Below are 11,268 nucleotides of genomic sequence, written 5' to 3'. Positions count from 1 at the left end.
CCAGATAGGTAACGCCCCATTGCGGCCATTGAACATGCATGTTGCTGTGGTCAAGTAATTTCGGACACAACGATAGGTTCACGTGCTGCCATTTTCCGTTCGTAGACGGAGGGCGACAGATTGCCCAATGCTGAATTGATGCGCTTGCAGTTATAGAAGCCGACGATGTAGTCGGTGATGTCAGCCTTGGCCTCGGCGTAATTGGCATATTGGCGCTGCCAGACGCGCTCCATCTTGAGATTCAAGAAGAAACGTTCCGCCACGGCATTATCCCAACAATTTCCCTTACGACTCATGCTGCAGACGAAGCCGTTTTGCGACAGAAGATCCTGGTAAAGCTCGCTTGTATATTGGCTGCCTCGGTCCGAATGGACGATCAGACCTGGCGCCGGCCGCCGCTGTATGGCCATGCTCAACGCATCGCAGACCAGTTTAGCGGGCATGCTCGGTGCCATGGCCCAGCCGACCACCTTGCGTGCATACAGGTCCAGCACGGTGGCGAGGTACAACCACCCCGCGCCGGTACGGATGTAAGTGATGTCGCTGACGTAAGCCAGATTCGGCGCGGTCGGATTGAACTGCCGATTGAGCACATTGGCGGCGATCGGCAAGTCGTTCTTGCTGTCTGTCGTGTGAACGAATTTGCGCTTCCAGACGGGCTTCAAGGCCGCCATACGCATCAAACTTCGCACCCTGTAGGGGAGCCCACAGAATTCGGAAAAAATAGTACGCTAAGGGTTTTTAGGCAGAGTTTGACAGCGATGGCCCAACACTTGTGCTCACCAGGCGCCAAATTTGCCGGAGTGTCAGCAAACGCCCCCACAGCAGACCTTCGCCAATCGATTCAGGGAGGCGGAAAATCCTCGTAAGATTTAGGCATGTATCCCCAAATTCTAAGAACGTCGCCGCGCACTTCAAATTCGAAACCGATCTGTTCGACGACCTTCGAAATTTCGTCCGTATGGTCGATCGTTGTAGGCGCAAGCAGTCTGCCTTTTGCGGGAACGCCCTCCCACAAGCCGATATCAAACCACTCGACTGACGCGAACGGAAAGGGCAAATGGTAAAACCACTCAACGTCCCATCCAGAGATATACCCTGTTACTTATTTGGATCGGTAAGACGGACGCCATCCCGTCAGACTACGGAAATGATTGATTAGCTCATCCCAACGAGTGTTGTTTGAAACGCACCCCAAGTTTCTAGCAGCGACAGCGGCGTCGATTTTTTTTCGTACTGCGTCGTTGTGGGCTGTTCCTGCGCTTGGCAATTCATCCATATTGAACCTGATTATTGTTCGCTTGCGACCGTCCGCTCCTGGCCGGTTGCCGCCTGTCGTGAAACAAGTGTTTCCCGACAGATCAGCAGATGACATCGAAAGCTTACTCGCAAAGGCCTATAAAGTGTACGGAAAACTATGTCGTCATGGCGTAGATAGCTCCCTCAAGATGCCTGACCTCAACCATAAATCAGACATTATGCTGATAATGTAAAATACTGCCCTAAATTGATAAAATTATGCGAAGAAGATAGATGCGATCAGACTTGCTGCTGGCTCCATGAATTTATCTTCAGAAAATTTTCGTTAATTATTTAACTAAAAACGTACGCCAAGAGAAAGCCGATTTAAATTATTTGCACTGAAATTAACATATTGATCGCGTGCCAGTCGAACAAAGTATTGGTCATAGTCATAGGTGACTGAAATGGCATAGCCTCTGACGAAAAATCCGTCATCAGAAAACCCACTTTTATACGAGGTGTCAATTGTAATCCGTTGCAGATCGGACGGTTTATAGCGCCATACGAAATGCGTTGCTTTTCTTTGAGTATCCAAGCGATTTTCCCGAATATGCAGCAATGAAATTTCTATATTGGAAAGAGCACGCGTACCGATGCCTAAATCAATTGCATCGCTAGGATCGAAACCGAGATTATAAAAAGGACGTAAATTAGTTCTGTCAATTCCAAGAATCGCAAAAGTATCGCCTCCGATTTCTGTTGATGCGGAAACGCCTGCGTATCCCCCACCGCCATACTCTACTGAAGAAACCAAACGAACAAGACCAAAGTCGTGGTTGTTGCTGTAACCAATCCGATCCTGAACAAAACCATTCGAATTGCCATACCGCCCAATCCATCCAGTATGTTCACCGCGACTGACACGGAGGTTAATATCGGTGGCATCATTTCTATCGGATGATTGATAATAAGACGGTGTAATTTTAAAATCTATTTTTTTTAAATTTTCAGATACTGCTTCTGACACATCCACAGCCTGCGCTGCCGTATAGATAGTTAAACCGATGCATGATAGAAACACTTTTGTGACAACGATTTTCATTTTTATCATGGAGCTATGCTTTGGTGAAATTAGCTAATCGTCCCCCGGAATACCTGCCGCCTGGTCCATGATTGGGTAGGGCATCACGGTGACATGGTTTCGGAGTCATAGGGGCTCGCGTTGACGGCTGTTCTCGCCGCTGGCGAGGCCTTGATGGACCATTTTTTGATGATAACAGGAGTAGCTTGTCTTATTGTCATGCCTGACGTTGGTTTGATATGCAGCTGACTTCACTCGGTCGTACTCGGACTCCAGAACGCCTGCCGAACCGCCGGCAACGCTGCCAATCGCTGCGTCAGTGCATCGAGTTCGTCGCCATCCACCGAGGTCGCGGCCAGCGTCGCTTCGATCTCCACCTCGTCATGTCCGAAGGCGTGAAGATCGAGGTCGCGGGTCGGATAGTTGCTGCGCTCGAGTTCCTGTTCCAGCAGCGTCATCACCGCTTTCTGATGGCTGCGGTCGGCGATGACATAGACGGTATTGGTCACTTCGACCGAGGCCAGATCGAGCGGCTTGCGGTTGATCGCATTCACGATCGGGCGCAGCAAGGTATTGGCAGCCAGCACAAACAGCGTGGCGATCACCGCTTCGAGTATCAAGTCCGCACCGGCAGCGGCGCCAACGGCCGCCGAACCCCACAGCGTCGCGGCCGTGTTGATGCCGCGCACATTGCCTTCTTCGCGCATGATGACGCCCGCGCCAAGAAAACCGATGCCGGACACGACATAGGCCATCACATGCACAGCGCCTTCAGCGCCACCCAACCGGTTGGCCATGTCCACGAACACGGCGGCACCGACCGCCACCAGGACATTGGTGCGCAGACCTGCGGTGCGCTGCCGGTACTGCCGTTCGAAACCGATCAGTCCACCCAGCACAAAGGCGGTGCTCAGGCTCACCAGCGTGTCAAGCAGGGAGATCAGGTTGATGTTTTGAATTGCCAACATGCTGATGCTTTATTCCATATTCGTTATGACCAGCGATAGCAGCGCGCGTGGAAGTACGCTACTTGAAAGCAGAGTATGCATGAGAAAGCCTGGCCGAGCCGTGGGCCGATACGCAGCCGCCAGCTGGGCACATGGTGTTGACCGTGTTCGCCGCATCGCTGAATTCGAGCGTATCCTGATCATCGACCGCACCAGAAGCGGCCGCGTGGCGGCCAAGGCGCGCGGCGCGAAGTTCGGGCCACGTCCAGACTATCCGCAACTCCGCAACATCATATCGTTATCAAATTTTTCTTCCTTGGGAAGTCACTTGAGCAATTATTCTTCTTTGAGCCAAGTGGCGTGTTGGGAGTCTTCAATGGCGTAGACGCCGCGCGAACTTTTCCATACCAATGACTTGGTGCGCAAGGCTTCGAGCGCGTACTGGATGGAAGAATCCTCGATCGTTACCGCTGCGTTTGTTAATCTTGCGCAGGCGTCCTTGTACATCTCGTAAGTATTCGTTCGGAACGGTGCGAAATCATGACCGGTGATCGCCATCACAGTCAGCACGGCTGCCTGCAACGGGGGCAGCCCATTCACTTCGCGCATGAAGCCTTGTTTTGCGTCCACCATGATCTTGTTAAGCACTTCCTGAAACACGGTATCGACATTCTCTGCCGTTACGTCAAAACGAAACGCCAGGTCATCGAGGGCCTTACGCAGGGATTCTGGCTTGTGGCCAGCGGCGATGAATGCGGCGCGCAGCACATCCAAGGATGGTTTTACCTCACCGTCATATTGATCAATTTCCCATGCAAGGTAGTCGTCGCCCAGGGGCTCAAGATCGAGCAACACGGCGCTAAGAAATGCCTGGTCTTTTCCTTGTACGAGCAAACTCAGTTTGTCCCTGTTGGATCCTGTCGCAATGAGCCGGAATCCGTAATGATTTGAGCCGTTGAGCTGGTCGCGCGCTGCCTTGAGAGCGAACAGTGCGGAGGCGCCGGCATCCGTGGTGATCGCGTGTTGTGCCTCATCGATGACCAGCACAATCATCGCCTTGGTCGCATCCGATAGTTCAGCTAGCGCCTTGGCAATGGTCTTGCCAGATCCGATGCCAACTTTCCCTATGTCGAGCTGAATTCCAGCGACGTTGACTTTGTCCAGGCCGCCGCGACGAGCCCATTGCAACAGGGTTCCTTCCCTTTTTTGCAGATGATCGCGGACCGCTTCCGAAATCAAATCGCCGGGGTCGCGGCTACGATCGCTCCAGAGATCGACGTAGATGACCTCTGCGCCCTGACTTTTCAAAAAAGGGATGATGTCTTCGTTGATCAGCGTGCTTTTTCCAGTACGACGCGGCGCCGAGATAAAGACGCCCGACGCCCCCTTGGGTGACAGCGTGCGTTTTGCAATGTTTTCTGCCAGGATAGTGCGGTGAAAGATGGGCGTGCTGCTCATGATAGCTTTCAAAACGTGTCTGAACAGTCTAAATTATAGTCGATTATAGTTTTTTATAGTTCTCTATAGTTTAGTTAGGAGGCGAGTACTGGAGGCAGTTCATGAAACTAAAAAAATCGCTAAGATTTTCCGGGCAGCTGCGCCGGTGATCATTTGACGACGGTGAGCACTGTCGCCCGAGAAATTTTGTACTGTCGCGCCAGGGCGCTGACGCTTGTCTTCTTCTGGTAGGCAGCTATCATCGCTTTGCGCTGCTCTGGCGTTGTTTTGGCCGGCCTGCCGAGTACCTTCCCCTCGGCCTTGGCGCGAGCCAACCCCGCCTGTGTTCGCTCAACGATGAGATCGCGCTCCATCTGCGCTATCGCCGCCAACATGGCCAGCATCAACTTACCTGGAGTGGATGCCAGATCGAGTTTGCCGAGCTGGAGAACAACGACCTCGACGCCGAGCGCGGCCAGTGACTTGATCGTCGACAGCACATCCGGCGCATCACGTCCGAGTCGATCGAGCTTGGACACAACGACCGTATCCAATGCCCGCAACTTGCCCAGCAGGACACTGAACTGCTTGCGCTGGGCGGCGTGGGCCTTGCCGCTCACCGTGTCGGCATACCAGTATTCAACCGCGTATCCTGCGCGCTCAATTTCAAGCCGTTGGTTGTCTGTGGTCTGCTCCGCTGTCGAAACACGCCCGTATCCAAAAACTGCCATGATCCGCTCCGTTTACATGTTGAAAAATGTAGTCAATATAAATTGACATGTGATTTTGTTTAAAGGCTAATTTTTCAACAGTATAGTCGAATTACTTTAATGGGTGTTGGAAAACGGCCGGTTTCCAACAGGACTGCGAGGCCTGACTTAAAAGCTGAGTGCGCTTATTGCGACTGCGTTTTCGTTCGCACTTGGCAAGGTAAAGGGGGATCTGATCTGGCCAGGCGTGGCCATTGGTTTCAAGGTAATCAAGACAATCGCCTCGGTGCCGTCATCGACCATGGCAAAGTGAAAACCGTTTTGACAATGGCCCTCACGGATCAACACCCCCCATTGTGTTTATCGGCAAGGATGATCATGACGTTTTTGACGAGGTCATCGGGGGCGTTTCGTGAGCACGAGCGTACAGTCCCAGGATTTCCGACTATTGAGCTGGCTGTACACTCAAGGTAGACCGCAAGAAATCAATCAATGCGCGTACCTTCGCCGATAGATGCCGGTTCTGTGGATATAAAATGGAGAACGGCCGGGAGCGCCCGGCAAGATCGTGAAGAACTTCCACGAGGTCTCCACGCTTCACGGCGCCGGCGGCCGCGAAGTGGTAGGTCTGGTATAGGCCGCCCCCGGCATTGAGCCATGCGACGCAACCGAGCGCATCGTTGAGTATGCGCATCCGGCTCTGAATCGGATGATCGATCTCTCCCCCTTTTTTGCTCTTGAACAACCATGACATCGGACGCCCGGTATTCGGTGATACGTACTGAATGCAATCGTGAGCCTGAAGGTCGTCAAGTGAAAGTGGCGTGCCCTTTTTCATCAGATATTCCGGTGTGCCGAAGACGCCCAAAAACGCGTCCTCGAGCTTGTATGCAACCAGCCGCGAGTCTCGCTGAATGCCTACCCGTATGGCAAGATCGAATCCTTCCTCGACAAAATCGACGATCCGGTCCGAGATGCTCAGCTCTATTTCGATCTGCGGGTACGCCTCGGTGAATTTGGGCATCAGGGGTAGCAATCGATGCGTTCCGTAGGCGGTACTGACACTGATACGCAGCAGCCCGCTGGGCACTGTTTGCCCGCCGGTGATGGCGCGTTCGGCTTCGGCGATCTGGCCCAGAGCCAACTGGCACTCCTTCCAAAAAAGCTCCCCTTCGTTTGTGACCTTGACGCTGCGAGTTGTGCGGGAGAACAGGCGCACTCCCAGGCGTTGTTCGAGCCTGCCGATGGATCTGCTGACGGCCGCCGGTGTGACGCCGAAGACCTCGGCTGCCGCAGTGAAACTGCCCAACTCTGCTGCTTTGCAAAATTGCTCGATGCTTCCGAGCTGCATCGAATCAACACCCGCCATCGCTTGTTCTCAAATGTAATAAATGAATTGATTTTAACCCCATTTATCGGCGGCAACCAAGTTAATATACTACGGCCATTGCTTGCGCAAAAGACCGATTGCAAGCCAACCGGGGTGCTTCGCCGAGGCTCGCCACACTATCTGCTCCAACCATAGGGGAACACCTTCATGACAAGCAAACTGCGCCTTTTCACCTCGCCTTCGGCGTTTCCCAACCCGCAGCGCCTGCGCCTGTTCATGCACGAAAAGGGCATTGCCGATCAGTTCGAGGAACGCATCTACGATATGTCGCCGGGCGGTGAACAGCGGCAATGGCCGCACCTGAAGATGAATCCGTGGGGCGAGACACCCACTCTTGAACTGGCCGACGGCAGCTTTATTTCCGAGACCGCCGCTATCGTCCGGTATCTCGACCAAGCCTACCCGGGGCGCAAGATCATGGGTGAGAACCCGCTGCAGCAGGGTCTCGACAACATGTGGGACAACCGCATTTGGGTGCATATCCACTATCGCATCGTCACGGCGTTCCATGTCCTGCATAACGGGCTCGGCCCGAAGCTTGAGCTGACCACCAATCACGCCTGGGGCGAGCATTGCCGAAAGGAGGCACTGGTGCATTCGGCTCTGGTCAACCGGCATCTGTCGGACGGACGCGACTGGCTCCTCGGCGGGGACGAGCCTACCTTCTCAGACATCACGCTCGCAACCGCGATCGCCTTTTCCAAGTTTCCGGTCAACGCAATCCCGTTGGACGAGCGCTTCGAGCATCTGGATGCGTTCTGGCGGCGCTGGCAGCTCCGGCCCAGCTTCCAGGCTGCCTATGCCGACCGCAACAGCGGTGTGCCGGAGTTGGATAGTCCCCAAGGAAAATGATCCGAGCGGATCGGCGAAGGATCTCGAAACGCAATGAGTGCCCTGCGCGTTCGAGAAGCCATATCAACGACCTGCATCCAAAAACGCTTCGACCTGCATTCAGTGGCTTTTTCGACCGGAATTAACTGCGACTGACGGCCACTCAAACCAGAGATAACTGCGAATTGAGCTTCCCCTGAAATTTCGTCTTCCACAGGCGACGTAAGATAGCGTCAGTTTGGAAGCTGTACCTGCTGCGTATTCTGGTCAACGTGACCGCTCATTCTGGCCGATCGTGACCGCTGCGCCTGCGATGTTGTTACGCGGTTAAATTGTAATGTCTGCGGTCACGATGGGTCGATAGTTTTCTCCTTTTTGCTGGTTTTAGGTCGTTCTGCGCCACGCAGTGAATCGCCGGTCAGTGTCAGCCGATGATTGCGCTGCAGAATGCGGTCCAGGATGGCGTCGGCAATAGTGGCGTCGCCAATCCAGGCATGCCAATGGTCAACAGGAAGTTGACTGGTAATAATCGTCGCTCTGTTTGCCGCCCGGTCGTCAATCATCTCCAGCAAGTCGGAACGGGTCGTGCTGTCGATCGCGCCCATGCCCCAGTCATCAAGTACCAAGACATCGATCTTGGCGAGTTGGAGCAGCCATTTCCCAAAGCTGCCGCTGCCGTGCCGGATGCGTAGTTCTTCCTGTAGACGGGGTACGCGTTGATAAACAGCAGAGTATCCGCGCCGACAGGCGTACTGTGCCAGTGCGCAGGCCAGCCACGATTTGCCAGCACCGGTCGGTCCGGTAATGAGAATGCTGTGGCCAGCACTGACCCAATCTCCCAGCGCCAGACTCATCACTTCACGGCGGTCGATGCCACGCCCCGAGCGGGCATCAATGTCTTCAATCGCCGCTTGTGCGTATTTCAGGTGGGCGTTCTTAAGCAGGCGCAGGAGCTTGCGGTCATTGCGGCAATGGACTTCGCGATCAACCAAGAGTGCCAGACGTTCCTCGAAACTCATCGCCGCCATACTGGCCTGCGTCAATTGTTCCTCCAGTCCGGTCGCTAAGCCATCGAGTTTTAAGGTCCGCAATTGGGCCAGAGTGGTATGCATCATCATCGTTGACATCCTCATTGATAGTAATCAGGGCCACGCACATGGGCATGGTCAGGACTGACCCAATCGCCAACTGGGGCACACGGTGTGCGATCACGGTTATTTTTGAGAATGTCACGGACGTGGCGGTATTGGCAGGCACCGAGCTGTAAGGCCAGCATGCATCCTGCTTCAAGACGTGGCTTGCCGTAGCGCTTGGCCAATGACAGCAGACCAAGACAGGCACGGTAGCCGTGCTCGGGATGTCTGTTCTCGGCCATCAGACGCGTCACCGCCTCCGCTGTCGCCGTACCGATGGTCTGTCCCCAGTGAATCAGTCGCTGTGGCGTCCATTCCAATTGCGCACGATGCGCCACCGGCATATGCAGGGTGTCGGTGGTGAACCCGCCTTCGCCACTGTTGCGCGGATGACTGGCGACACGTTGACCGCGATGCAGGATTTCCACTGTCGTCGCTGTCATCCGGGCTTCCAGCACCTGACCGACCAGGGCTTGCGGCACACTGTAGTGATGGCGGCCGATCTCAACGTGGTAATCGTTATGCACCCTGACAGTCTTGAAATGCGCCATCTCATAACATTGCAATGGCAAAGGCCGTAGCGCCGGGACATCGAGTTGGGCAAACGCACTGGCGCGACTACCGGGTAGCTTCTGAAACGGCTTATCGTTAAGTACGCTCAGCAGCGGTGCGATGGCGACATCGACCTCGTGGACGCTGCTAAATTGCTGATGTCGCAGACGCGCCATGATCCAGCGCTCGACGATCTGCACTGCTGATTCGGCCTTCGCTTTATCCTGAGGATGACGCGGACGGGCTGGCAAGATGGAGGTGCCGTAGTGGCGCGCAAAATCGCGTACGGTGTCGTTACTGCGTGGTTCGTAGCGATTGGCGTCGGCGATCATAGCCTTCGGATTATCGGGAACAATCAACTGCGGTACCCCGCCGAAGAAGCGCAGCGCACGCGCTGTCGAAGTGAGCCAGTCGGCCATCGTCTCACGCGGCGTAGCACAGGCATAGGTGTAGCTCGATGCGCCCAGAGCAGCGACGAAGATGTGGGCACGGCTACCATCAGTGAGACCGATAGTCGGACCAGCATAATCAATGAACAGTTTCTCGCCAGCCCGGTGAATCTGGCGCATAGAGCGTTTGAGCTGTTTGGCAAACTGCCGGTAATTCACGCAGAACTGTGAGTAGGCATAGGTCTGGTGCTGGGCATAATCGGCACGATACTCTTCCCATAGCAACATCAGCGTCATCCCCTTGCGCCGCAGTTCGTGATGCAGCCTGGCGTAATCTGGCTGGACATGGTCTCGGGTCCGTTCTGGCGTGACCAAAAGCCGGTGCGCCAACTCGGTGTCGTCTACATCTTGCACCGCCGACCAGTCCAAACCGGCAACGGCGGCCAGGCCGACATACTTGGTGACGACTCCTTTTGAAATCCCCAGTGCTGCGGCAATCTGCTGGTGCGATAGTTTGGCATCCAGTTTTAAACGTAATACGTCTTTTATCTTACGCATAGTGATCCTTTGTACGGGCACGTTGTCTCCAGACAAACTGGAAGCGTACCCGTTCGGTTGCTCTATGCGTAACATCATCACGGTGCTGTACGACACCATTCCGGTATCGTGACCGATGATTCTGCTATCGTGACCGCCGATTCTGGTCGGGCTTGAAATCGGTCACGATAGACCGGAATGAGCGGTCACGATGCGCCAGAATGGTCGGTCACGATAGACCAGAATCGGTGGTCACGATCGGCCAGAATACCCACCTGCCGCTCGACGACTTGCTGTACATCACCAAACAATATATCAATTCCGAGGTGTCGCGCTCGGGCGTGGCGCGCCTGTTGAAACGCCACGACATGTCGAAATTGGCCGATGTCATCCCGAAAGCAGAGGGAGAAACGGCGCCACCGAAAAAGACTTTCAAGAGCTACGTGCCGGGCTTCATTCACATCGACATCAAGTACTTGCCGCAGATGGCCGACGAATCGTCGCGTCGTTATTTATTCGTCGCTATCGACCGCGCCACCCGCTGGGTATTTCTGCATACTTACGCCGACATGACCGACGTGAGCAGCGTCGATTTCCTGCGCCGGCTCAAGCTTGCCTCGCCCGTCAAGATCACCAAGATACTCACTGACAACGGATCGCAATTTACCGACCGATTCACGTCCAAAAACAAGAAGCCGACCGGCAAGCCTGCCTTCGATCTTGCCTGTGCCAGCATCGCCGTGGAGCACCAGGCGCCGCCCCGGCATCCACAAACAAACGGCATGGTCGAGCGTTTCAATGGCCGCATCAGCGAGTTGATCAGACAGACTCATTTCGCCAGCGCGGCCGAACAACTTGAAGCCACGCTACAGAATTACTGGAAGCTGTACAACCACCATATTCCGCAACGCGCCATCGATGGCAACACGCCGATACAAGCGCTCAAAGAGTGGTAGCAGAAAAAGCCCGATTTATTTGCCAAACGGGTTTATGACCGAACGGAACTTGACAGTTACCTT

8 protein-coding genes and 3 pseudogenes are annotated in these 11,268 nt (G+C 54.5%); 2 read left to right on the top strand and 9 right to left on the bottom strand.

Translation table 11 applies throughout. From position 1 onward, the window contains the following. Window positions 1-50 precede the first annotated feature (50 nt). The 7 genes and pseudogenes from RGU75_RS23865 to RGU75_RS23835 form a co-directional block, all read right to left on the bottom strand. Window positions 51-698, bottom strand: a pseudogene (locus tag RGU75_RS23865) (IS3 family transposase); the annotation flags it as partial. 146 nt (window positions 699-844) lie between these two features. Next, window positions 845-1,279 (bottom strand): annotated as a pseudogene (locus RGU75_RS23860) (DUF6678 family protein). A gap of 318 nt (window positions 1,280-1,597) precedes the next feature. After that, window positions 1,598-2,353, bottom strand: coding sequence for a hypothetical protein (locus RGU75_RS23855; RefSeq protein WP_322240992.1), 756 nt, complete (start codon window positions 2,351-2,353; stop codon window positions 1,598-1,600). 221 nt (window positions 2,354-2,574) lie between these two features. Continuing rightward, on the bottom strand, window positions 2,575-3,291 hold the full coding sequence (locus RGU75_RS23850) for an MgtC/SapB family protein (RefSeq protein WP_322240991.1): 717 nt from the start codon (window positions 3,289-3,291) through the stop codon (window positions 2,575-2,577). 315 nt (window positions 3,292-3,606) lie between these two features. Beyond that, a complete protein-coding gene (locus tag RGU75_RS23845) occupies window positions 3,607-4,728 on the bottom strand; it encodes an ATP-binding protein (protein ID WP_322240989.1) in 1,122 nt (373 codons plus the stop codon). A 149-nt stretch (window positions 4,729-4,877) separates the two neighbouring features. Next, a complete protein-coding gene (locus RGU75_RS23840) occupies window positions 4,878-5,438 on the bottom strand; it encodes a recombinase family protein (RefSeq protein ID WP_322240987.1) in 561 nt (186 codons plus the stop codon). A 424-nt stretch (window positions 5,439-5,862) separates the two neighbouring features. Further along, window positions 5,863-6,786, bottom strand: a complete 924-nt coding sequence (locus RGU75_RS23835) for a LysR family transcriptional regulator (RefSeq protein WP_322240986.1) — start codon at window positions 6,784-6,786, stop codon at window positions 5,863-5,865. A gap of 168 nt (window positions 6,787-6,954) precedes the next feature. On the opposite strand from RGU75_RS23835, the gene RGU75_RS23830 reads away from it, so the two are divergent. Next, complete coding sequence (locus tag RGU75_RS23830; protein WP_322240983.1) at window positions 6,955-7,659, top strand: glutathione S-transferase family protein; 705 nt, start codon at window positions 6,955-6,957, stop codon at window positions 7,657-7,659. A gap of 326 nt (window positions 7,660-7,985) precedes the next feature. Here the strand turns inward: RGU75_RS23830 and istB are convergent, their stop codons facing one another. Both istB and istA read right to left on the bottom strand, forming a co-directional pair. Then, entirely contained in the window at window positions 7,986-8,756 is a 771-nt protein-coding gene (gene istB / locus RGU75_RS23825) for an IS21-like element helper ATPase IstB (protein WP_322232626.1), read from the bottom strand. An 11-nt stretch (window positions 8,757-8,767) separates the two neighbouring features. Beyond that, window positions 8,768-10,291, bottom strand: coding sequence for an IS21 family transposase (istA, locus tag RGU75_RS23820; protein WP_322240175.1), 1,524 nt, complete (start codon window positions 10,289-10,291; stop codon window positions 8,768-8,770). 206 nt (window positions 10,292-10,497) lie between these two features. Here istA and RGU75_RS23815 point away from each other — a divergent pair. Beyond that, a pseudogene (locus RGU75_RS23815) lies at window positions 10,498-11,205 on the top strand (DDE-type integrase/transposase/recombinase); the annotation flags it as partial. Between the last annotated feature and the right edge of the window lie 63 nt (window positions 11,206-11,268).

The sequence above is a fragment of the Glaciimonas sp. CA11.2 genome (assembly GCF_034314045.1).
In the GTDB taxonomy this organism is placed as follows: Bacteria; Pseudomonadota; Gammaproteobacteria; order Burkholderiales; family Burkholderiaceae_D; genus Glaciimonas.
The sequence above is the reverse complement of the archived record's forward strand: the minus strand, read 5'-3'. Positions and strand labels throughout refer to the sequence as shown.